This is a genomic window from Xanthomonas sp. CFBP 8443, from assembly GCF_025666195.1.
Lineage (GTDB): Bacteria > Pseudomonadota > Gammaproteobacteria > Xanthomonadales > Xanthomonadaceae > Xanthomonas_A.
Window position 1 is genome coordinate 1,677,366 of record NZ_CP102592.1, and the last position, 23,616, is coordinate 1,700,981.

The following is a 23,616-nucleotide window of genomic DNA, read 5'->3' on the forward strand; positions in this document are numbered from 1 at the left end:
AGGCCGTGTCACGGGACGGCGATGCGGGGCAGTGCAGTGCGACAGCGCCGCGATGCAATCGCGATGTCATCTTGTCGCGGGAAGATCGAACGTTTCCGAGTGCGGTGCGGTCGATCAGCGTGAGCAGCGTCAGGATCTGGGAGAAGAGCTACGAACTGCGGCGTCGTCTGCTGCGTGGCTTCTTCCTTCGCCGTGGCTCGCACGCCGAAGATGCCGAGGACCTGGCGCAAGAGGTCTACCTGCGCCTGCTGCGCACGACCGGCGAGAACGCCGAGGCGGTCGCCAATCCCGAGGCGTACCTGTACACCGTGGCGGCCAACCTGGCCCGCGAGCATGCGCGCTCGCGCGCTTCGCTGCCGCCGCTGGAGGATGTCGAGCTGCTGGCCGAAGTGCTGAAGAGCGAAGAGGATGTGGAAGGCACGTTCGAAAGCAGGCAGCGCTGGAACGATATCCGCGGCGCCATCGCGCAGCTGCCGCCGACCACGCGGCGGATGATGGAACTGCACTATCGCGACGGCCTGGAATGTCCGCAGATCGGTGCGCAGTTGGACGTGTCCGTGCACATGGTGCGCAAGCACATCGGCAAGGGCCTGGACGCCTGCCGCAAGGCGCTGGGCGCCGGGGAGGACGCGTGAACCGGCAGGAGCCGACATCCATGGACGGGACCGTGGCCGAGCAGGCGGCCCGCTGGTTCCTGCTCAACCGCGAGGCGGCGCTGAGCGAACCCCAGCGCCTGGCGTTCCTGGACTGGATGCAGCGTTCGCCCGAGCACGTGCGCGAATACCTGCGTGCCTTGCACCTGCATCGCCAGGTGGGCGCGGCCATGGGAATGGCGCGGCAGGAGGCGGTGGCTCCCGACCGGGCAGTGCACGGCACCCTGGCCAAGGTGGTGCCGTTGTTCGCCAGCGCGCCGCGCACGCCGGCGCCGCGCATGCGCCGCGCACGCCGTGGCTGGATGCTGGCGGCCGCAGCGGCCTGCATCGCGCTGGGGCTTGGCTTCGGATTGCTGCACCTGCAGCCGCAGGCGCTGCTGCTGACGGCCGGACACGGGCAATTGCGCGACCTCAGGCTCGCCGACGGCACCCAGCTGCGTCTCAACGCGGACAGCGTCGTGCGTGTGCGCATGGGCTGGCTGTCGCGGCGGGTTGAGCTGCTGCAGGGCGAAGCCACCTTCGACATCGCCGCGGATCGGCGGCCCTTCCTGGTGCAGGTCGACGGCCTGCAGATCCGCGACATCGGCACCGTGTTCGATGTGTCGCGGCGCTTGCAGGGCACCCGAATCGGGGTGATGTCCGGTGAAGTGGAGGTCTGGCGCAGCGGCACGGATGCGCGGCGCCTGGCGCAGCTGGATGCCGGCCGGGTGGTGCTGGTCGATCATGGCAGCGGCGCGGTGCAGCGGCTCGATATGCCGGCCTCGATGCTGCTGGACTGGCAGCAGCGCAAGGTCTCCTTCCTCGACGAACGCCTGGACGAAGTCGCGGCGGCGTTCAATCGCCACAACACGGTGCAGGTGGTGGTCGAGGACGCGGCGGCCGCATCGGTGCGCCTGTCCGGCAGCCTGGACGCGCACCGGGTTGCGGCATTGCAGGCCTTCCTGCAGCGCGATGCGCGCTTCGCGGTGCGCCGCGATGGCGACACGGTGCGGGTCTCCAGCCGCTGAGCGCGAGGCGCGCGGGCGCTGTCAAAAAAAATTCATCGAATCCGCGTTCTCCACTTCCGCGTTTTCCCGCTCTTTCTTAGGAGAAGCCGCCGTCGATCCGCGACGAGCGCCTGCCGTCCTCTCTCCTCCAAGGAACCGCAATGCGGAAGCAGCTCTACCTGTCCATCGTCCTCGCCCTGTCACCCTGTCTGCTCACCCAGGCGCGCGCGGCGACACCGGAGGGCCTGGAAATCCGGGTCACCGCACCGATCGCCGCGCAGCCGTTGGGCCGCGCGCTGGAACAGCTCTCGCGCAACTCGGGCGTGCAGTTCCTGTACTCGCCGACCGGCACGACGCGCATGGGCGGCGCGGTCCCGGCGGGCGCCACCGTCAAGCAGGCGCTGGATGCGCTGCTGGCCGGTACCGGCCTGAACTATTCGGTGGTGGACGGCAACGTCATCGCCATCGATCCGGCCCCGGCGCGCAGCGAATCCAAGCCGGCCACGCCGCCGCCGCGCGAGGAGGAGGGCAGGGTCGCCCCCACCCTGGATGCGGTGAAGGTGATCGCCGCGCACGAGGTGATCGAGCAGAAGAAGAGCTCGCCGATGATCCGCGATTCGGTGATCTACGACGAGATGGACAGCTACGGCGACGAGACGCTGGCCGAAAGCCTGATGGCCGCGCCGGGCCTGAGCGCGGTGGAGGACGCGGGCGAGCCGCGCTACGTGACCGTGCGCGGCGTGCAGGCCAACCTCAACTACACGACCATCGACGGCATCGCGATCGCCAGCGTGGGCGGCAGCGGCTCCGGCGAGCGCATGAACAACCTGCAGCTGATTCCCAGCGATATCGGCACCCGCACCGACATCTACAAGAGCTTCAGCGCCGAGCAGGCGCCCGATGCCATCGGCGGGGTGATCGACATCATCAGCCGCAGCGCGTTCGACCGCTCGGGCAAGTACGTGTTCGCCGATGTCGCCGGCATCTACTCCACCGCCGAAACCGACGTCGGCCGCAGCGCCGGCGGCGATCACAAGACTCTGGGCCACTTCGGCAAGAGCGCCAAGGCGGTGTTCTCCAACCAGTTTGGCGCCGACCAGCAGTTCGGCATCGTGGCGGTGGCGCGTTACGAGCAGCGTTCGCGCAACAGCATCAAGCGCTGGGTGGAATCGAACTACTACTACAACGACGCCGGCAAATACCTGACCGACGGCACCACCGAGCCCAGCGAGGCCGCCGGCTGGAACGGCCTGCGCGCGCCGGGCAATTTCAGCACCGGCACCTACACCAACTACATCACCAACTTCGGCGGCTCGGCCAAGCTGGAGTGGAAGCCGTCGGACGAGCCCTTCTACGCCTCGCTGCTGCTGTACTCGTACCGGTTCTACGAGAACTCGACGATGAACAAGACCGACCTGTACTCCAATGCCAAGTTCCCGATCCGCGACCAGACCGAGGACAGCGGCACCACCCAGATCAACAGCATCTACATCAAGAACCGGCACGACCGCTGGGACCGCAGCAACCGCGGCGCCATCGCCAGTTTCAGCTGGGACCTGGGCGATGCGTCCAAGCTCACCCTGCGCGCTGGCCACACCGAAGAGACGTTCGACAACACCCAGGTCTACTGGGGTGTGCGCGCCTATCCGAGCAACCTGTTCGTCGACTACGCCAACGACAGCCATGGCTTCCCCAACGCGGTCGGCGTCTCCGATCCGAGCCTGCTGACCAGCTCGGCGTTCAAGCTCAATCCGGCGCAGGCCTACACCTCGCCGCGCCAGGCGCAGGAGACCATCGACAACCTGCGGGTGGACTTCACCCACAACATCGACGCCGAGGCGCGCGGCTTCGGCGTCGCCGCCGGCGCCGAGTACCGCCACCTGAACATCTGGCAGAACGTCGATTTCGACTACTACAAGACCAGCGCGACGCTCAACGACTACCTCTATCCGGGCTCGACCCTGCTGGGCACCGTGCCGGGCTTTCCGTTGATCGACAACCGCAAGTGGAGCGAGCAGTTGGTGCAGAAGCTGGGCGACAACAACGCCGCCTACCCGAACGCCAACGTCAGCAGCGACTACAAGTACGTCGAGGACATCGCCAATGCGTACGTCTCGGCGCACTACGCCTGGGAGCGGCTGTTGCTGATCGGCGGCCTGCGCTACGACCACACCCGCTTCGATGCGTTCAGTCCCTTCAGCGACGACGGCGGCACGACCTATACGGCCGACCTGCGCAAGACCGGCGGCGGCTACGACAACCTGCTGCCGTCGTTGAACGCCACCTTCAAGCTCAGCGAGGACCAGCGCCTGCGCTTCTCGGCCAGCCGCACGCTGGGCCGGCCGACGCCAAGCAACATCGCCCAGGCCACCAACACCAGCTGCGGCGACGACGGCCAGGGCGGGAATTTCTGCACCATCCAGCAGGGCAACGCCGGCCTGGAGCCGCGCCGCGCCACCAACCTGGACCTGGCCTGGGACCTGTACTTCAACGGCAACAACGGCCTGGTCTCGTTGGCGCTGTTCGACAAGGTCATCAAGGACGACATCTACACCTTGACCACCTTCGAGACCATCGGCGACATCCGCTATCGGGTGACCCAGCCGATGAACACCGACGAATCCACGCTGCGCGGCGTGGAGTTCGCCATCGCCAACCGCAACCTGCGCTGGGGCCAGCAGCGCTTCGACATGTATTTCAACGCCACCCGGCTGGAAGGCCGCACCGACTACCGGATCAGCGACGGCAGCGAACGCCGCCTCGACCGCCTGCTGTACCAGCCGGACTGGTCGTTGAACGGCTCGCTGATCTGGCGCATGCCGTGGCAGGGCGCGCAACTGCGCATGTCCGGCACCTACCGCAGCCGCATGCTGGTCGACTTCGGCGACACGCAATGGCTGGACTCGTACTACGACCCGTACATGACCTTCAACCTGGCCTTCAGCCACCGGATCGGCAAGCACGTGACGCTGAAGTACGAGGCCAAGAACCTGTTCAACACGCAGCCGACCTACAGCACCGGCCCGAACGGACGCTTCCGTACCGAGATCGACGACTACGGCCGCTTCTTCTACTTCCACCTCATCTACAACTGAGGACGCTGGCCATGAGCACATTCAATCGCAGACGCTTCCTCGCCCTGTCCGGCCTTTCCGCGTTCGGCGCCTGGATGGGCACGGCCTCGGTGCTGGCCGCGCAGACCGACGCCAAATCCCTGAGCCCGCGCAACCTGCTCGCCTCGCCACGGTTCGCGAGCACGCCGTTCGCCCTTGGCGTGGCTTCCGGCGATCCGGCGCCGGACGGCGTGGTGCTGTGGACGCGGCTGGCGACCGAGCCGCTGGTGTTCGGCGGCGGCGTGCCGGCGCGACCGATGCTGGTGGAGTGGCAGGTGGCCAGCGACGAGCGCTTCGGCACGCTGGTGCGGCGCGGCTCGTCGCTGGCCCATCCGGAACTGGGCCATGCGGTGCATGTCGAGCTGGAAGGATTGGCTCCCGGCCGGCCGTACTGGTATCGCTTCAGCGTCGGCGGCCATGCCAGTCCGGTCGGCCGCACCTGCACCTTGCCGGCGGCGGGCGCCAAGGTGGAGCGGGTGCGCTTCGCGGTCGCCGGCTGCCAGCAGTACGAGGAAGGCCACTACACCGCATGGCGGCGCATCGCCGAAGAGCCGCTGGATTTCGTCTTCCACTACGGCGACTACATCTACGAGGGCGAAACCAAGCCGGGCGTGCGCAAGATGAACGGACGTCCGTTCACCAACCTGCGCAACCACGTCGGCCCGGAGATCTACACGCTGGACGACTACCGGCGCCGCTACGCGCAGTACAAGAGCGATGTCGACCTGCAGGCCGCACACGCGGCGGCGCCTTGGTTCGTGACCTTCGACGACCACGAGGTGGACAACAACTGGGCCGGTGCGCAAGACCAGGACGGCACGCCCAGCGAAGTGTTCTTGCTGCGGCGCGCGCAAGCGTTCCAGGCCTACTACGAGAACATGCCGCTGCGGCGCACGTCGCTCCCGCGCGACGGGCACATGCAGCTCTACCGGCGCGCGCGCTACGGCACCCTGATGGACCTGCACCTGCTCGATACCCGCCAGTACCGCAGCAAGCAGGCCGACATGGCGCAACGCACGCAGGTGGAGTCGCCGGCGCGCAGCATCGTCGGCGCCAAGCAGGAACAGTGGCTGTTCGGCGGCCTGGCCGACGCGGCCCCGCGCTGGCACACCATCGCCCACCAGGTGGCGTTGGGCAATTACGCGCAGGAGAAGAACGGCGCGGTGGTGTTCTCCGACGACCAATGGTCCGGCTACCTGGCCAGCCGCCGGCGCCTGCTCGACCACATCCAGCGGGTCGGCTTCGGCAACGTGGTCACCGCCTGCGGCGACGCGCACCGCCATTACGCCAGCGACCTGGTGCAGGACAACGCCGCTTCCGGGATCGTCTCCAGCGAATTCCTCGCCACCTCGATCAGTTCCGGTTCCGACGGCCTGGGCGTGGATGCGTCGGCCGAAAGCACGCTGCGGCACAGCCCGCACCTGAAGGCCACCACCGACAAGCGCGGCTATGTGCTGTGCGACGTGACCCGCGATACGTGGATCGGCGACATGAAGACGCTGGACCAGGTGATGCAGCCGAACGGCACGCTGCAGAGCTGGAAGCGCTACGCCGTCGAACACGGCAGGCCGGGGTTGCAGGAGGCGTGATGGGTGTTCTCGGCGCCTCTGCGGCACCCACTTCGCGCAAGCACTGTAGGAGGGGCTTCAGCCCCGACACCGTCGAAGGCCGACAAGCTTGGCGTGTGGCTCGCGCAGAACGATGGGCGTCGGCTGCATTGAAGGAACAGCGTTGTTGCAATCCGGCAGCTTCCCGCGCGCCGACGAACGCTGGATTGCTCCACGGCATTCTTACGCAGCGGGTGGCTGATGGAGCGGCGAAGCTGGCGCTGAAGGGCTGTCGCGAAAGCCATCGATGGCATAGGCCGATGCCGACGCCAGGCGGAACGCGCATCGCTGCGCCGCCGGATGTAGCCGCGCTTGCGTCAGCCGATCGCCGTGGTCCCGTCGCCGTCGACGGCCAGCAATGCCGCGGCGGCAGCACTGAGCGCGCGCTCGCGGTGGCGCACGGCATGGAAGGTGCGCGTGCCCAGTGCCGCGCCCACGCGCTGCAGGCGTCCGCTTTCCAGCCATGGCGCGGCCGCCAGCTGCGAGATCGCCGCCACGCTGTGCCCGGACAGCACCGCCGACAGCACCGCTTCGTTCGACGGCAGGGTCAGCGCGACGGTCAATGTGTCCGCGGCGACGTGCGCCGCGCGCAGCGCGGCTTCGAACTCCGAACGGGTTCCGGAGCCGGGTTCGCGCATGATCCAGGAGCTAGACGCCGCCAGCGCCGGCAGCGCGATCCGGCGGCGTCCGGCCAGGCGATGCGTGGGCGCGGCAACCACCACCAGCCGGTCCTGGGCGAGCGCGGTCAACGCCAGTGCCGGGTCGCGCACGCCGCCTTCGACGAAGCCCAGTTCCGCACGGCCCTCGGCGACCGCGCGCGCCACGCTTTCGGTATTGCCGACGCTGAGGCGGATCTGGATCTGCGCGTAGCGCGCGTGGAACGCCATCAGCCGCGCCGGCAGCCAATAGCTGGCCACGGTCTGGCTGGCCTGCAGCTCCAGCGTGCCGCGCAGCACGCCGCCCCATTCGCTCAAGGCCAGCTCGGCCGCACGCGTGCGCGCCAGGATCGCGCGGGCCTCGTCGGCGAACGCGGCGCCGGCGGCGGTCAGCTCGATGCCGCGGCCCACGCGGTGGAACAGGGCCACGCCGTACTGGCTTTCCAATGCCTTGATCGCGGCGCTGGCCGCCGACGGCGTGCGGTGCGCGGCCTGCGCGCCGAGGGTCACGTGCTGGCGTTCGGCGACGGCGACGAACAGGGCGAGTTGTTCCAGGGTCACGGGAAGATCGTTCGGTTGGGCCGAACGAACTATCCACGATTATGCGATGGAATGACAGGATCGGCCGGCGCATCCTGCCGCCACTTCAACAGGATGGCGGCAATGCACCAGGCACTACGAAATGGGACCGCGCTGTGGCCAGGCGCGCTGTTGGCGACCGGAGTCGCGGCGCTGGCCCTGCTGACGGAGCGAATGCAGCTGCGCTGGCTGGGCCGCCCGTGGATCGACGCGCTGGTGTTCGCGATCGTGCTCGGCACCGTGTTGCGAACGGCGCTGCGGTTGCCCGCGCCCGTCCACGCCGGGATCGCGTTCGCCGCGAAGCTGCCGCTGGAAGTGGCGATCGTGCTGCTCGGCGCGTCGGTCAGCTTCAGCGCGGTGGGGGCGGCCGGCGGACTGCTGTTGGGGCTGATCGCGGCGATCGTGCTGCTGGCGATCGGCATCGGCTACGGCATCGGCCGCCTGCTCGGGTTGCCGGCGCGCCTGGCCACGCTGGTGGCGTGCGGCAATGCGATCTGCGGCAACTCGGCGATCGTGGCGGCGGCGCCGGTGATCGAGGCCGATTCGGACGAGGTGGCCGCCTCGATCGCCTTCACCGCGGCATTGGGCATCGTGGTGGTGTTGGCCCTGCCGCTGGCGGTGCCCCTGTTCGGCCTGGACCAGCGCCATTACGGGATTCTCGCCGGCATGACCGTGTACGCGGTGCCGCAGGTCCTGGCCGCCACGCTGCCGGTGGGCGCGGTCAGCGCCCAGGTCGGCGCGCTGGTCAAGCTGATGCGGGTGGTGATGCTGGGGCCGGTGATGCTGCTGCTCGGCCTGACCGCCGGCCGCCCGGGCGCCGCGCGGGTGCCGTTGCATCGCTTGCTGCCGTGGTTCGTGCTGGGCTTCATCGGCATGATGCTGCTGCGCTCGTCGGGCCTGTTGGCGCCGGCGCTGGCGGACGCGATGCAGCGCGGTTCCGCGCTGCTGACCCTGGTCGCGATGGCGGCGCTGGGGCTGTCGGTGAACCTGCGCTCGGTGCTGGCCTCCGGCGGCCGCGTGCTGGCCGCCGGCACGCTGTCGCTGCTGGCGCTGGCCGGGGTCAGCGCGCTGCTGGTCTGGTGGTTGCCGTAGCGTGCGACGCCGCGGTGCAGCGGCTCAGCTGCCGTGGATGCGGCCGCTCTCGCCGGCGCGGTACAAGGTGCCATCGGCATCGCGCGCGGGCACCGGCTGCTTCTGCTGCTCGCCGCGCATCGCCGACATCCGGTCCGCCAGCCGCGGCAGCATGTGCGTCACCGCGGTGTTCGCCTTGGCCAGCAGCCCCACCTTGACGTCGCGCCCGCCGTGCTCGGCGGCGTGCAGGATCGCTTCGGCCACGCGCATCGGCGCAATCATCGGTTTGGGCAGGGTCGGCTCCTCGCGCATGTAGTTGCGCGCGTGCTGCGGGTAGGGCGTATCCACCGCGGTGGGTTGGATCAGCACTACCGAGACCGGCAGCTTGTCCACGTGCTCCAGTTCGATCCGCAGCGCATCGGTGAAACCTTTCACCGCATGCTTGGACGCCGAATACATGCCCTGCAGCGGCACCACCGCTTCCGACGCTTCGCTGCCCAGGTTGATCAGGTTGCCGTGCGAGGCGATCAGGTGCGGCAGCGCGACCAGCGAGCCGTGCACCACGCCCCAGAAATTGACGTCGAACAGGCGCTTGCTGTCCTGGTCGACGACCTCCGCGAGCTTGCCGTAGATCGCCACGCCGGCATTGTTCACCCAGGTGTCGATCCGGCCGTAGTGGCGTATCGCCTCCGCCGCCGCGGCCTCCAGCTGTTCGCGCTCGGCGACGTCGGCGGCGACCGCGATCGCCTCGCCGCCGGCGTCGCGGATGGTCCGCACGGTATCGTCCAGCGTGTCGCGGCTGCGTGCCACCAGTACCAGCTTGGCGCCGCGCTCGGCAGCCATCAGTGCGGTGCACAGGCCGATGCCGCTGGAGGCGCCGGTGATGACCATGACCTGTTGCTCGATGGGATGGTGTCGCTGCGCCATGATGCGTTTCTCCCGGGACGGTTTGCATGCACGCTAGGCGCCGTGTCGTAGCATCGGGGTGAAGCGGAAATCGACGTCGCGTCAAGCGGGGCCGCCTGACGCGATGCGCCATCGCCGCTGCGCGAGCGCCGCTGGGCGACGAACGGCGTGACGGATCGGCGAAGGACCGGTGAAACCCGCATCACGCATTGTTGCCGCGCGCTGCGCATGCTGGTCATGCAGGCACTGCGCGAGCGCAGCGACTCGATCGGAAAACCAGGCGCGCTTGCCTGTGGTCGCGCCATCCTCCGGAGCATCCCCATGCAGGCATCTTCTTCCTCTTCCTCTCCCCAGGTGGCGCCGTTTCCGCGGCTTGCCGCGATGCAGGTGGCGCGCGGCCTGCGCCGCGCCGGCTATGCGTTCGTCTCCGAGCAGTGCGAGCGGCTGCACAGCGACGTGTTCCAGACCCGGATGCTGCTGCGGCCGGCGGTCTTCGCGCGTGGCGCGGAGGCGGTGGCGGCGTTCTACCATTCCGGCCGGTTCACCCGCCGCGGCGCCTTGCCACCGACCACCGTCGCCCTGCTGCAGGGCTTCGGCAGCGTGCAGCGCCTGGACGGCGATGCGCACCTGCAGCGCAAGCGCCTGTTCCGCACCCTGCTGGCGCCGGGCGCCACCGCCGCGCTGGTGGCCGAGTTCCGCGCGCAATGGCGCGAGCGCGCGCGGGAATGGGAGCGCATGCCGCAGGTGATCCTGCAGCGGGAGGCCGAGCTGGTGCTGTGCCGCGCGGTCTGCCGCTGGGCCGGTGTGCCGCTCGACGACGCGCAGAGTCGCCGTCGCGCCGGCGACTTCGCGGCAATGATCGATGGCGCCGGCAGTGCAGGGACGCGCTGGTGGCGCGGATGGTGGCGACGCAAAAGCACCGAGCGTTGGATCCGCGGCGTGATCCGTGGCCTGCGGCGCGAGGCCAAGGGCGACGACACCCGCCCGGCAGCGGCCATCGCGGCCTATCGCGATGCGCAGGGCAGGGCCCTCAGCGCGCGGGTCGCCGCGGTGGAGGTGATCAACCTGCTGCGCCCGACCGTGGCGGTCGCGCGCTGGATCACCTTCGCCGCGCTCGCGTTGCACCAGCACCCGCAAGTGCGGCATCGCCTGCGCCAGAGAGAGCCCGGTCTGCTGCGCAATGTAGTGCAGGAGGTTCGGCGCTTCTACCCGTTCTTCCCGATGGTCGGCGGACGCGTGCGTACGCCCTTCCAGTGGCGCGGACGCAGTTTCCGCCGCGGCGATTGGATGATGGTCGACCTGTACGGCACCAATCACGATCCGGCGCTGTGGACGCAGCCGCAGCGGTTCGATCCGGACCGTTTCCGCGATTGGAGCGGGGGCGGTTTCGACCTGGTGCCGCAGGGCGGCGGCTCGGTCGAACAGGACCACCGCTGCCCAGGCGAAGATCCCGCGATCGCGCTGCTGATGGCGGCGGTGGACGAACTGGCGACGGGCTGCGACTACGAGGTGCCGGCGCAGGATCTGGACTATCCGTTGGATCGCTTTCCGACACTGCCACGCAGTGGCTTCGTGATCCGAGCGGTGCGCTTGCGCAACCCGGCTTCCGGGAACTGATGCGGCGGCGAGCGGAAAGGCGCGTCGAGATGGCGATGGCGCGCAGCAGGTGCAGGTTCGGGTGCGCCTAGCGTGAGGCAGGTGAAACCGGTTCTCCAGAGAAGGTGCCTACGCACGCCCGGCGAGTTTTCGCACTGCCTGCACTTCCGTTCAACGGCGCACTAACGCCCCGCTGCAGAGCATTGGCCTTCCCAAGTCATGCACGGAGAGAAGTCATGCGAAATCTCATCAGCGGTGTCTCCTTGGCGGTCGTGGTTGCCCTGGGGGCGGGCGCGGCGCAGGCGCAGAGCCAGATGTCCGGTCAGTCCAGCGTCCCTGCCACCGGCGGCGCCGCGCAGGTCGACCGACCAATGTCCACCTCGCCCGCCGCGGGAACGAACACCGGCAGCGCTGGCGAACGCTCCTCCGCACTCGACGAGAAGCAGGCCCTGGGCGTGCTCGCGGCGATCAATACCGCCGAAATCAACGCCGGCAACCTGGCGCTGCAGAAGCAGGTGAAAGGCCCGGTGCGCGACTACGCCAACCAGATGATCAAGGAGCATTCGGACAACAACGCCAAGATCGCGCCGTGGGCGCCGGACCGCAGCGCCGCGCCGGCCGAGAAACAGGCGAAGAAGGGCCAGGCCGAGGCCAAGAAGCTGCAGGAACTGGACGGCGACAAGTTCGAACAGGCCTACGTCAAGGCTATGGTCAAGGACCACACGGAGGCGTTGAAGACGCTCGACGACAAGCTGATCCCGGCGGCCAAGACGCCGCAGGTCGCCGAGCACCTGCGCACCACGCGCACGTACGTCGCCGCCCATCTGGCCAAGGCGAAGCAACTGCAGGACGCGGGCACCTCGTCGTCGGCCGGTACCCACGCGCACTGATCCCGGCGCCGATCCCGCTCTCCACCCGCCACGGGCGCCCCGCCCGTGGTTCCAGCCAGAGACCTTCCATGAGCGACTCTCCCGTTGCCGAACATCTCAATGCACTCGACGGAACCCGCATGCTGCGCACGGTCAGCATCCTCGGCGAACCGCACCGCATCCTGGATGCGTGGTGCGACATGACCGTACAGCAGCAGATCCTGCACGGCCTCGCCGAGCTGCAGTCCGGCGACGGCTACGAATCGCAGTGGCGGCTGCGCCTGCCGCTGGATCGGCATGTCGCACTGCGCTACCGACGCGGCGAAGTGCGGATGGGCGAGTCGGTGCGCTACGCAGGCGATGGCGAGCATGGCCTGCAGCTGCAGACCGAACTGAGCGTGCGGCCTGCGCCCAATGGTTTCGGATGCGAAGCCGTGCTCGCGGTGGAGTACCGCGTGGAAGGCGGCCCGATCGCGCAGGCCGTGGCGAAACTGGTCGGCGCCGCCCCCGATGCGATGGTCGCCAAGGTGCTGCGCCGCTTCAAGGCGTGGATCGAATGCGGCGAAGTGCCGACCTTGCGCAACAACCCGTCCGCGCGTGCGCGCGACCACCACCAAGACTGAGGAATTCCTTATGCGCGCACTGTGCTGGAACGGCGTGAACGACCTGCGCGTGGAGACGGTGCCCGATCCGGGCATCGTCAATCCGCGCGACGTGATCCTGAAAGTCGGACTCAGCACCACCTGCGGTTCCGACCTGCACTTCATCGATGGCTACATTCCGAGCATGCGCGAGGGCGATGTCATCGGCCACGAATTCATGGGCGAGATCGTCGAGGTCGGCCCGCAGGTCAAGTCGCTGCGCGTCGGCCAGCGCGTGGTGGTGCCGTCCTTCATCTCCTGCGGCGAGTGCTGGCATTGCGGGCGCCAGGAGTTCTCGCTGTGCGACAACACCAATCCGAACTGGGAGATGCAGGAGCCGCTGCTGGGCCACCCGACGGCCGGCATCTACGGCTATACCCATGCTTTCGGCGGCTACGCCGGATCGCACGCGGAGTTCATCCGCGTGCCGCATGCCGACGTCGGCTGCTTCCCGATTCCCGACGAGGTTGCCGACGACGACGCGCTGTTCCTGTCCGACGCCGGCCCGACCGGCTACATGGGCGCGGATTTCTGCCGGATCCAGCCCGGCGACACGGTCGCGGTGTGGGGCTGCGGCGGCGTCGGCCTGATGGCGCAGCAGAGCGCGAAACTGCTCGGCGCCGAGCGGGTGATCGGCATCGACCGCCTGCCCGAGCGCCTGGCCATGGCGCGCGACGTGCTCGGCGTGGAAGTGATCGACTATTCGGCGGTCGACAGCGTGGTCGACGTGCTGCGCGAGATGACCGGCGGGCGCGGCCCGGACGCGTGCATCGACGCGGTCGGCATGGAGGCGCACGGCACCGGCCTGGGCTATGCCTACGATCGGGTCAAGCAGGCGTTGCACCTGCACACCGACCGCGGGCAGGCGCTGCGCGAAGCGATCCTCGCTTGCCGCAAGGGCGGCGTGCTGTCGATCCTCGGCGTGTACGGCCTGATGGACAAGTTCCCGCTGGGCGCGATCATGAACAAGGGGCTGACCGTGCGCACCGCGCAACAGCATGGCCAGCGCTACGTGCCGCAGTTGCTGGAGCTGGCGCGCAGCGGTGCGCTCAAGTCGCGCTTCCTGGCCACGCACAGGATGCCGCTGGAGGAGGCGGTCCGCGGCTACGACATGTTCAAGCACAAGCACGAAGGCTGCGTGCGCGCGGTGTTCGTGCCGGGCATGGCGAGCGCGCGCGCGGCGGTGTAATAGTCTCCGCGGCGGCGGGCGCTCTAAGGTGGCGGCATTCTCCGCTTGCTTCGCCACGGACCGCCTCATGGGACACGACCACAGCCACGCGCCGACCGAGATCCGCCACGAGAAGCCGTTGTGGTGGGCTCTGGGGCTGACCGCCACGTTCCTGCTGGCGGAGATCGCCGGTGCGTTCCTGACCAACAGCCTGGCGCTGCTGTCCGACGCCGCGCACATGGCCACCGATACCCTTGCGCTGATGATCGCGCTGGTCGCGGTACGGCTGAGCCGGCGCCCGCCCGACGCCAAGCGCACCTACGGCTACGCGCGGCTGGAAGCGCTGGGCGCCTTGTTCAACGGCGGCATGCTGTTCGTGGTCGCCGCCTACATCCTGTGGGAGGCGGTGCAGCGGTTCCGCCAGCCGCAGGACGTGGCCACGGTCGGCATGCTCGGCATCGCCGCGTTCGGCCTGCTGATCAACCTGATCTCGATGCGCCTGCTCAAGGCCGGCAGCGGCGAGAGCCTGAACATGAAGGGCGCCTACCTGGAAGTGTGGAGCGACATGCTCGGCTCGGTGGCGGTGATCGTCGGCGCGCTGGCGATCCGCCTCACCGGCTGGAAGGTGATCGACCCGATCCTGGCGGTGCTGATCGGCCTGTGGGTGCTGCCGCGCACCTGGGTACTGCTGCGCGAGGCGATCAACGTGCTGCTGGAAGGCGTGCCCAAGGGCGTGGACCTGGCCGCGCTGCGCGGCTACCTGCGCAGCGCTGCGGGCGTGGAAGACGTGCACGACCTGCATGTGTGGGCGCTGGCCTCCAGCACGCCGGCGTTGACCGCGCACGTGGTGGTCGCCGACGGTACCGATGCCGATGCGCTGCGCGCGACCCTGTGCGACGGCCTGCATGCGCGCTTCGACATCGACCACGTCACCTTGCAGATGGAAGCCGGACACTGCGGCGCGCAGCCATGCGGCACGCCGGCACGCGCTGGCGCGGGTGGCGAAGATCATGTGGATCACGATCACGATCACGGGCACGACAAGCACGACGGCCACGGTCATCGACACGGCCATGCGCATGGTGCGCACGGGCATTCGCATTAGTGAGCTGAGTTGCTGCAGGTCTGGAATTCTGCAGTCGGCTTAGGCAATCCGGATGCCACTTGTGGGAGCGACTTCAGTCGCGACGGGCATTACCGGTAAAGCCCGTCGCGACTGAAGTCGCTCCCACAATGGTCCTGGTACCTGCAACTGCCCGGGAAAAGTCCGCCGAGCCGAACTCAGGCCACCGGTTCGCGCAGCGCCGGCGCATCCCAGCCCGGGCGCGGCGCGAAGCGCTCGCCGTAGCGCGCCTGCAACGCGCGCAGCCGCGCCAGCAGCGCGTCGGCGCCGGCCGCACGGATGTGCTGGATCGGGCCGCCGCGGAACGGGGCGAAGCCGGTGCCGAAGATCACCCCGGCGTCGAGCAGGTCCGCATCGGCCACCACGCCCTCGTGCAGGCAGGCCACCGCCTCGTTGAGCAGCGGCAGGATCAGGCGGTCTTCCAGGTCGTCCGGCGCCTGATAGTCCTTGGCCACCTCCGGCTTCTTCGCGCGCCCGTTTTCCCACGCGTACAGCCCCTGGCCATCCTTCTTGCCGCGCTTGCCCGCGTCCACCGTCTGCAGCGCGGCGGGAATCGGCAGGCCCAGGAACGGCGCCAGTTCCGCGCCGACCCCGGCGGCCACGTCCAGGCCGACGGTGTCGATCAATTCGATCGGCCCCATCGGCATGCCGAACTTCACCGCGGCCTTGTCGATCGCCGGGCCGGGGATGCCCTCGGCATAGGCGGTGGCCGCTTCCAGCAGGTACGGGAACAGCACGCGGTTGACCAGGAAGCCGGGCGTGCCGGCGACCGGCACCGGCAGCTTGTCGATCGCCTTGCAGAACGCCGCCAGCCGCTTCTGGTTGTCCAGCGCCAGGCCGTCGTGGCAGACGATCTCCACCAGCGGCATCTGCGCCACCGGGTTGAAATAGTGCAGGCCGGCGAACTGCGCCGGGCGCTGGATGTGCTCGCGCAGTTCGGTCAGCGGGATCGAGGAGGTGTTGGTGCTGAGCAGCGCATCGGGCTGCATCCGCGGCTCCAGCGCCTGGTACAGCTCGCGCTTGGCCTGCGGGTTCTCGATGATCGCCTCGATCACCAGATCCGCCACCGGCACGCCGTCGCCGGCCAGGTCGCCCTTCAGCCGCGCCGCCACCGCCGGGCGCTTGCTGTCGTCCTTGACCCGCTTGGCGAACAGTTCGCCGGCGCGGGTCAGCGCGCCATCGATGAAGCGCTGCTCGCGGTCCTGCAAGGTCACTTCGAAGCCCTTGTAGGCCGACCAGGCGGCGATGTCGCCGCCCATCACCCCGGCGCCGACCACGTGCACGTGGCGGATGCCCGGCGGCGGCATGCCGCCGCCATCCTTTCCGCCCAGCGCCTTGAGCCGCTCGGTGAGGAAGAAGATGCGGATCAGGTTGCGCGCGGTCGGCGTGCTGGCCAGCTTGACCACCGCCTTGCGCTCGGCGTCCAGCCGCGCCTGGATGCCGCCGCCGCCGCTGCGCTCCCACACGCCGATCAGCGCGTACGGCGCCGGGTAGTGTTCCTTGCGCGCCTTGCGCGCGACCTGCTTGCGCATCTGCGGCGCCAGCAGCTTGCGCGCCGGCCAGGTGTTGCTGGCCCAGGCGGTGGCGCGCTGCTTGAACGGGCGCGCGCTGCCGGTCAAGGCCAGCGCCACTGCGGTATCGACCAGCACCGCCGGTGCGGCGACCTTGTCGACCAGGCCCATAGACCGTGCCGCCGACGCCGACACGGTGCGTCCGGTCAGCATCAGGTCCATCGCCGCCGGCGCGCCGACCAGCCGCGGCAGGCGCGCGCTGCCGCCCCAGCCGGGGAAGATGCCGAGCTTGGTCTCGGGCAGGCCGATGCGGGTGGCGCCGTCGCTGGACGCGACCCGGTAGCGGCAGGCCAGCGCGATCTCGGTGCCGCCACCCATGCAGAAGCCGTGGATCGCGGCCACGGTCGGGCAGGGCAGTTCGGCCAGTTTCTGGAAGGTGGCCTGGCCGCGGCGGATCGCGTCGTTGACGGTGCCGCGGCGATCGAATTCCTGGAATTCCTTCAGATCCGCGCCGGCGATGAAGCCATTGGCCTTGGCCGAGCGGATCACCACGCCCTTGGGCGGGTCGATGGCGATGCGCTCGAGCAGGTCGCCCAGTTCCAGCAGCACGTCCTGCGACAGCGCGTTGACGGGCGCGTCCTGGCGGTCGAGGCTGAGCACGACGACGCCGTCGTCGCGGATGTCCGCTTGCCAGTGACTGAATCGGAGCCCATCGAAGCCTGAGAGCATGGGGAGGACCATCCGCTTGTGTATGGAGAAGATCGTTATCATCCAGAGGTTGTTTCCGTTGCGTCAAATCCCAATCCACAGGGAAGTGACGCCGTCCCGCGACCGCTGGCCTGCCGCCAGCCTAACGGAATGCGGGTTAACGTCGTGGGGCGGCGGTCCGCTAGGGACGCTGAACTTTTTTCCGGATTGGCGGTCAGATGGTCCGACGTAGGTTGGGCTGACAGGAGTGCGGCCCGTTATGGCCGATGTCGAAACACCTCAGGAGCTGGACCTGGAACTGGTCCGGCGCGTGCAGCGCGGCGAGAGCGCGGCGTTCGATGTGCTGGTGCGCAAGTACCAACACCGGATCGTCGGCCTGATCGGGCGCTACATCGCCGACTGGAGCGAATGTCAGGACGTGGCCCAGGACACCTTCATCCGCGCCTACCGCGCGATAGGGAATTTCCGCGGCGACGCCCAGTTCTCCACATGGTTGCACCGGATCGCCGTGAACACCGCCAAGAACTACCTGGTCGCGCACAACCGCCGGCCGCCCACCGACGACGTCGACGTGCTCGACGCCGAGCAGTTCGACAGCGGTACGCGCTTGCGCGACACCGACACGCCCGAGCGCGAACTGATGCGCCAGGAGCTGGAACAGACGGTGATGAAGGCGGTCAATGCGTTGCCGGAAGAATTGCGAACCGCCATCACCCTGCGCGAGGTGGACGGGATGAGTTACGAGGACATCGCGCAGAAGATGGGTTGCCCGATCGGCACGGTGCGCTCGCGCATCTTCCGCGCGCGCGACGCCATCGACGCCGAACTCCGTCCCCTGCTGGATACCGACAGCGCCACTCGTGAGCGACACCGCGTATGATCGATAGCACCGCCATTCCCCAGCCCGAACCGGCCCCCGGCGCCACGCCGCCGGACAAGTTCGAACTGCACTACCGACAGCAGCTGTCCGCGCTGATCGACGGCGAGCTGCCGGCCGACGAGGCGCGCTTCGTGCTGCGCCGGTTGCAGCACGACGAGGAGCTGTCCGGCTGCCACGAACGCTGGCAGCTGTGCGGCGACATCCTGCGCGGCCGCGTGTGCGTGCCGGCGCCGGCCGATTTCGGCGCGCGGGTGCGCCAGGCGGTGGCGGCCGAGGCGCAACACGCCGATGCGGCGCGCGCCGGCGACGCCGTCGGCAGCCGCCGCGCCTGGCGCTGGGGCGGCAGTGCGGCGCTGGCGGCATCGGTCGCCGCGATCGCCTTGTTCATGGCCCGCGAGCGCCTGCCCGAGACGGCACCGGCGCCCGCGACGCAGGTCGCTAGCAGCGCGGCTCCTGCTTCCGCCGCGCCTGCGGCCCCGACGGCCGTCGCGCAGGTGCCGGCACCAACGCCGACGCCGACGCCGGCCGATCCGCAGGGCGATCTCGGCGCGGCGGTCGCCGCGGCGCCGGCGGTGGCTATCGCCGCCACCCGCCGCCAGGACGCCGCCGCCCGCCGCGGCGCGACCCGCACCCAGCAGGCCGCGCGCAGCAGCGCCGCGCGTGCGGCCGAGCCGGCGCGCGCGATCGCCGCCGCCACGCCGCCGCGGCCCGCGCCTGCGTCGCCGCTCGCGCCGACGGCGGCCGGGCAGGTGGTCGCGCAGCAGCATGCCGGCGATCCGTTCGCGCACCAGCCCGCTCCGTTGCAGGCGCGCCCCTGGCCGCGCTCGACGCTGGCGCCGGTCGCGTCCGGCGGCGCATTCACCGCCAGTTTCCCGCGCCAGGGCGCAGCGGCGGCGTTCTATCCGTTCGAGCCGCGACTGCCGGCCGACGCGGCGTCCGAATCGTCGCCACACCCTTGAAGCCAGGCGTCGGCCGAAGCCCGTGCTTCGCTCCGGCGCGCGGCGCCCGCGGCACCGCCGCGGTGTTCCTTTCCTTTCCCGAACCGGAGGCTCGCGTCCGATGACTCACCGTATCCGCAACCATCTGCTGGGCATGTTGGCCCTGACCTTGCCGCTGGCCGCGTGCGCGCAGCAGCCCGAGTCGGCCGCGCCCGCCGCCGCGGCAGCGCCAGCCGCGCGCGCGGCGCCCGCGCCGCAGTTGGTCGCCGGCCTGCCCGATTTCACCAACCTGGTCGAACAGGTCGGGCCGGGCGTGGTCAACGTCGAAACCACGATCAGCCGCAAGGCCGCGGCGGCCGCGCGCGGTGGCGGCGGGATGCCCGACGATGCGCAGATCCCGGAGTTCTTCCGCCGCTTCTTCGGGCCGGGCGGGATGCCGGGCCAGCCGGGGATGCCCGGCCAGGGGCCGGACGAGGACGACGACGGCGGCCCCAGCGGCCGCTCGATGGGTTCGGGCTTCATCATCTCGGCCGACGGCTACGTGCTGACCAACCACCACGTGGTCGACGGCGCCAGCGAGGTCAAGGTCAAGCTGACCGACCGCCGCGAGTTCACCGCCAAGGTGGTCGGCAGCGACCAGCAGTACGACGTGGCGCTGCTGAAGATCGACGGCAAGAACCTGCCGACGGTGCGCGTGGGCGATTCCAACGTGCTCAAGCCCGGGCAGTGGGTGGTGGCGATCGGCTCGCCGTTCGGCCTGGACCACTCGGTCACCGCCGGCATCGTCAGCGCCACCGGGCGCAGCAACCCGTACGCCGACCAGCGCTACGTGCCCTTCATCCAGACCGACGTGGCGATCAACCAGGGCAATTCCGGCGGCCCGCTGCTCAACACCCGCGGCGAGGTGGTCGGCATCAACTCGCAGATCTTCTCCGCGTCGGGCGGCTACATGGGCATCAGCTTCGCGATCCCGATCGACCTGGCGATGAGCGCGGTCGAGCAGATCAAGAAGACCGGCAAGGTCAGCCGCGGCATGCTCGGCGTGACCATGCAGCCGAACATCAGCGACGTCGAGGCCAAGGGCCTGGGCCTGGCCGACACCCGCGGCGCGCTGGTCAACGGCGTGCAGCCGGGCAGCGGCGCGGCCAAGGCCGGGATCGAGCCGGGCGACTTCATCGTTGCCTTCAACGGGCAGAAGATCAACACGCGCGAGGACCTGCCGCCGCTGGTGGGCATGCTGCCGCCGGGCAGCAAGGCGCGCGTCACCGTGATCCGCGACGGCAAGCCGCGCGACATCAGCGTGACCCTGAGCGAGCTCAGCGACGACGGCGTGGCCATGGGCCAGCAGCTGCCCGGCCGCGGCGGTGCGGCGCCGGCGCCGCAGGCCGCCGAGAGCAGCGCGCTGGGCATCAGCGTGGAGGAGATCCCGGCGCCGGTGCGGCAGAAGCTCGGGCTGCGCGCCGACGAAGGCGTGCAGGTGGCGCAGGTGAGCCGCGCGGTGGCGAGCAAGTCGCAGCTGCGCCCGGGCATGATCGTGCTGCAGGTCGGGCGCACCCCGGTGTCCAGCGCGGCGCAGTTCCAGAAACTGACCGCCGGCGCGAAGAAGGGCGACGTGGTGATGCTGCTGGTGCGCGCGCCGGGCAGCCCGGCCAGCCAGTTCGTCGCGATCAGCGTCGACTGAACCGCCGCGTCAGGGAGTGCCAAAGACGGCCAGCGAGCCCCGGTTCGCTGGCCGTCTTTGATTTCATTGGGTTTTCCTGCGCGACGCCGCAGCCAGGCACGCGCTTGCGACGACCGCCTCAGCGCAGGCGTCCGCTTCGCTCCGGGCATGCGATAATGGCCCGTTATCCTGACGACGGTCCTGGCCGCCGCCCACCTCATGTCCTCTGATTCGATGCGGAACATCCGCAATTTCTCCATCATCGCCCACGTCGACCACGGCAAATCGACCCTGGCCGATCGCATCATCCAGCTCTGTGGCGGCCTGCAGGCGCGCGAGATGGAAGCGCAGGTGCTCGACTCCAACCCGATCGAGCGCGAGCGCGGCATCACCATCAAGGCCCAGTCGGTGTCCTTGCCGTACACGGCCAAGGACGGGCAGGTCTACCATCTGAACTTCATCGACACCCCCGGCCACGTCGACTTCAGCTACGAAGTCAGCCGCTCGCTGGCCGCCTGCGAGGGCGCGCTGCTGGTGGTCGACGCCGCGCAGGGCGTGGAAGCGCAGTCGGTGGCCAACTGCTACACCGCGGTGGAGCAGGGCCTGGAAGTGGTGCCGGTGCTCAACAAGATCGACCTGCCCACCGCCGACATCGCCCGCGCCAAGGCCGAGATCGAGGCGGTGATCGGCATCGATGCCGAGGACGCGGTGGCGGTCAGCGCCAAGACCGGCCTCAACGTGGACCTGGTGCTGGAAGCGATCGTGCATCGCATCCCGCCGCCGAAGCCGCGCGACACCGACAAGCTGCAGGCGCTGATCATCGACTCGTGGTTCGACAACTACCTGGGCGTGGTCTCGCTGGTGCGGGTGATGCAGGGCGAGATCAAGCCGGGCAGCAAGATCCTGGTGATGTCCACCGGCCGCACCCACCTGGTCGACAAGGTCGGCGTGTTCACGCCCAAGCGCAAGGAACTGCCCGCGCTGGGCGCCGGCGAAGTGGGCTGGATCAACGCCTCGATCAAGGACGTGCACGGCGCGCCGGTCGGCGACACCCTGACCCTGGCCGCCGACCCGGCGCCGCATGCGCTGCCCGGCTTCCAGGAAATGCAGCCGCGCGTGTTCGCCGGCCTGTTCCCGGTCGATGCCGAGGACTACCCGGACCTGCGCGAGGCGCTGGACAAGCTGCGCCTCAACGACGCGGCGCTGCGCTTCGAGCCGGAGAGTTCCGAGGCGATGGGCTTCGGCTTCCGCTGCGGCTTCCTCGGCATGCTGCACATGGAGATCGTGCAGGAGCGGCTGGAGCGCGAGTACAACCTCAACCTGATCTCGACCGCGCCGACCGTGGTCTACGAGGTACTCAAGACCGACGGCAGCGTGATCCCGATGGACAACCCGTCCAAGCTGCCGCCGCTGAACAACGTGGAGGAGATCCGCGAGCCGATCATCCGCGCCAACATCCTCACCCCGCCGGACTACGTCGGCAACATCATCACCCTGTGCGAGGAAAAGCGCGGCAGCCAGATCGGCATCAACTACCTGGGCAGCCAGGTGCAGATCAGCTACGAGCTGCCGATGGCCGAGGTGGTGCTGGATTTCTTCGACAAGCTCAAGTCGGTGTCGCGCGGCTACGCCTCGCTGGACTACCACTTCCTGCGCTTCGACGCCGGCCCGTTCGTGCGCGTGGACACGCTGATCAACGGCGACAAGGTCGATGCGCTGTCGATCATCGTGCACCGCAGCCATGCCGACCGGCGCGGCCGCGAGCTGTGCGAGAAGATGAAGGAGCTGATCCCGCGGCAGATGTTCGACGTGGCGATCCAGGCCGCGGTCGGCTCGCAGATCATCTCGCGCAGCACGGTCAAGGCGATGCGCAAGAACGTGCTGGCCAAATGCTATGGTGGCGACGTTTCGCGCAAGAAGAAGCTTCTGGAAAAGCAGAAGGAAGGCAAGAAGCGCATGAAGCAGGTCGGCCGCGTGGAGATCCCGCAGGAAGCCTTCCTGGCTGTGCTGCAGATGGATAAGTAGCCGGGATTGGGGATTCGGGATTGGGGATTGGCAGAGCGCAAGCCTGTCCGATGTCCCGCTTAAGCCGAATCCCCTCATCCCCAATCCCGAATCCCGTTCCGAAGGAACAAGCAAGAATGAAATGGTTTGAAATCGCGCTGGTGGTCCTGACCTTCGCCACCGGCATCATCTGGTTGCTGGACAAGCTGTTCTTCGCCAAGCGCCGCGCCGCGCGCGCCGGCCTGCTGGATACCGAGCCGGTGCTGGTCGACTATTCGCGGGCGTTCTTCCCGGTGCTGGCGGTGGTGCTGATCCTGCGCAGCTTCATCGCCGAGCCGTACAAGATCCCGTCCAGCTCGATGATGCCGAACCTGCTGGTCGGCGATTTCATCCTGGTCAACAAGTTCGCCTACGGCTTCCGCCTGCCGATCACCAACCAGAAGGTGATCCCGACCAGCGAGCCCAAGCGCGGCGACGTGGTGGTGTTCAAGCCGCCGCACAAGCCGGACGAGAACTGGATCAAGCGCGTCATCGGCCTGCCCGGCGACCGCATCGGCTTCCACGGCGATACCCTGTACATCAATGGCGCGCCGATGAAGTACCAGGTCCGCGGCGAGTACGTGGGCAAGGGCAAGGGCGCGGAGATGACCGGGTCCACGCTGCTCACCGAATACCTGCCGGGCCGCACCCACACCGAACTGGAATGGGTCGACCGCAACAATCCGGCCGGCCAGGGCGATTGGGTGGTGCCGGCGGGGCAGTATTTCGTGATGGGCGATAATCGCGACAATAGCGAGGACAGCCGCTTCTGGACCCAGACCCACTTCCTGCCCGAGGAGAACCTGCGCGGCAAGGCGTTCCTGGTCTGGCTCAATTGCGAAGGGTGGTTCTGCAGCGGCAGTTTCGATCCCTCGCGGATCGGGACCGGCATCCAGTGATTTCTGGCG

General features: G+C 69.0%; 18 protein-coding genes. 15 read left to right on the forward strand and 3 right to left on the reverse strand.

What is annotated here, in order from left to right:
• Positions 1–119 precede the first annotated feature (119 nt).
• From NUG20_RS07220 to NUG20_RS07235, 4 genes are all read left to right on the forward strand, one after another.
• Positions 120–635: an RNA polymerase sigma factor gene (locus NUG20_RS07220; RefSeq protein WP_263397693.1), complete on the forward strand. Its 516-nt coding sequence runs from the start codon at positions 120–122 to the stop codon at positions 633–635.
• Positions 636–655: 20 nt separating this feature from the next.
• Positions 656–1,660: a FecR family protein gene (locus tag NUG20_RS07225; RefSeq protein ID WP_263397694.1), complete on the forward strand. Its 1,005-nt coding sequence runs from the start codon at positions 656–658 to the stop codon at positions 1,658–1,660.
• A 140-nt stretch (positions 1,661–1,800) separates the two neighbouring features.
• Positions 1,801–4,734, forward strand: coding sequence for a TonB-dependent receptor (locus tag NUG20_RS07230; RefSeq protein ID WP_263397695.1), 2,934 nt, complete (start codon positions 1,801–1,803; stop codon positions 4,732–4,734).
• Between the two features lie 11 nt (positions 4,735–4,745).
• A complete protein-coding gene (locus NUG20_RS07235) occupies positions 4,746–6,341 on the forward strand; it encodes an alkaline phosphatase D family protein (protein WP_263397696.1) in 1,596 nt (531 codons plus the stop codon).
• Between the two features lie 335 nt (positions 6,342–6,676).
• Here NUG20_RS07235 and NUG20_RS07240 read toward each other — a convergent pair whose 3' ends face one another.
• Positions 6,677–7,576 (reverse strand): LysR family transcriptional regulator, encoded by a 900-nt coding sequence (locus NUG20_RS07240; protein WP_263397697.1) that lies wholly within the window; start codon positions 7,574–7,576, stop codon positions 6,677–6,679.
• Between the two features lie 102 nt (positions 7,577–7,678).
• On the opposite strand from NUG20_RS07240, the gene NUG20_RS07245 reads away from it, so the two are divergent.
• Complete coding sequence (locus tag NUG20_RS07245) at positions 7,679–8,686, forward strand: YeiH family protein (RefSeq protein ID WP_317852737.1); 1,008 nt, start codon at positions 7,679–7,681, stop codon at positions 8,684–8,686.
• A 24-nt stretch (positions 8,687–8,710) separates the two neighbouring features.
• Here the strand turns inward: NUG20_RS07245 and NUG20_RS07250 are convergent, their stop codons facing one another.
• The gene (locus tag NUG20_RS07250) at positions 8,711–9,592 is read right to left on the reverse strand and encodes an SDR family oxidoreductase (RefSeq protein WP_263397699.1); all 882 of its coding nucleotides are present in this window, start codon (positions 9,590–9,592) and stop codon (positions 8,711–8,713) included.
• A 300-nt stretch (positions 9,593–9,892) separates the two neighbouring features.
• Here NUG20_RS07250 and NUG20_RS07255 point away from each other — a divergent pair, with 300 nt between their 5' ends.
• From NUG20_RS07255 to NUG20_RS07275, 5 genes are all read left to right on the forward strand, one after another.
• Complete coding sequence (locus NUG20_RS07255; protein WP_263397700.1) at positions 9,893–11,188, forward strand: cytochrome P450; 1,296 nt, start codon at positions 9,893–9,895, stop codon at positions 11,186–11,188.
• A gap of 215 nt (positions 11,189–11,403) precedes the next feature.
• Entirely contained in the window at positions 11,404–12,057 is a 654-nt protein-coding gene (locus NUG20_RS07260; RefSeq protein ID WP_263397701.1) for a DUF4142 domain-containing protein, read from the forward strand.
• A gap of 68 nt (positions 12,058–12,125) precedes the next feature.
• Positions 12,126–12,659: an SRPBCC family protein gene (locus tag NUG20_RS07265; RefSeq protein WP_263397702.1), complete on the forward strand. Its 534-nt coding sequence runs from the start codon at positions 12,126–12,128 to the stop codon at positions 12,657–12,659.
• A gap of 10 nt (positions 12,660–12,669) precedes the next feature.
• Positions 12,670–13,866: a zinc-dependent alcohol dehydrogenase gene (locus tag NUG20_RS07270; RefSeq protein ID WP_263397703.1), complete on the forward strand. Its 1,197-nt coding sequence runs from the start codon at positions 12,670–12,672 to the stop codon at positions 13,864–13,866.
• A gap of 67 nt (positions 13,867–13,933) precedes the next feature.
• Positions 13,934–14,950 carry a cation diffusion facilitator family transporter gene (locus NUG20_RS07275; protein ID WP_263397704.1) on the forward strand — a complete coding sequence of 339 codons (1,017 nt, stop codon included), beginning with the start codon at positions 13,934–13,936 and terminating at the stop codon, positions 14,948–14,950.
• A gap of 176 nt (positions 14,951–15,126) precedes the next feature.
• Here NUG20_RS07275 and NUG20_RS07280 read toward each other — a convergent pair whose 3' ends face one another.
• Positions 15,127–17,208: a 3-hydroxyacyl-CoA dehydrogenase NAD-binding domain-containing protein gene (locus NUG20_RS07280; RefSeq protein ID WP_263397705.1), complete on the reverse strand. Its 2,082-nt coding sequence runs from the start codon at positions 17,206–17,208 to the stop codon at positions 15,127–15,129.
• A 238-nt stretch (positions 17,209–17,446) separates the two neighbouring features.
• Between NUG20_RS07280 and rpoE the strand changes: the two genes are divergently transcribed.
• The 5 genes from rpoE to lepB all read left to right on the forward strand — a co-directional run bounded on the left by rpoE (position 17,447) and on the right by lepB (position 23,607).
• Positions 17,447–18,067, forward strand: coding sequence for an RNA polymerase sigma factor RpoE (rpoE, locus tag NUG20_RS07285; protein WP_053835168.1), 621 nt, complete (start codon positions 17,447–17,449; stop codon positions 18,065–18,067).
• Entirely contained in the window at positions 18,064–19,026 is a 963-nt protein-coding gene (locus NUG20_RS07290) for a sigma-E factor negative regulatory protein (RefSeq protein ID WP_263397706.1), read from the forward strand. The genes rpoE and NUG20_RS07290 overlap by 4 nt, the downstream gene beginning before the upstream one ends.
• Before the next feature lie 100 nt (positions 19,027–19,126).
• Complete coding sequence (locus NUG20_RS07295; protein WP_263397707.1) at positions 19,127–20,686, forward strand: DegQ family serine endoprotease; 1,560 nt, start codon at positions 19,127–19,129, stop codon at positions 20,684–20,686.
• A gap of 213 nt (positions 20,687–20,899) precedes the next feature.
• Positions 20,900–22,690: a translation elongation factor 4 gene (gene lepA, locus NUG20_RS07300; RefSeq protein ID WP_263398410.1), complete on the forward strand. Its 1,791-nt coding sequence runs from the start codon at positions 20,900–20,902 to the stop codon at positions 22,688–22,690.
• A gap of 116 nt (positions 22,691–22,806) precedes the next feature.
• Positions 22,807–23,607 (forward strand): signal peptidase I, encoded by an 801-nt coding sequence (lepB, locus tag NUG20_RS07305; RefSeq protein ID WP_263397708.1) that lies wholly within the window; start codon positions 22,807–22,809, stop codon positions 23,605–23,607.
• Positions 23,608–23,616 lie beyond the last annotated feature (9 nt).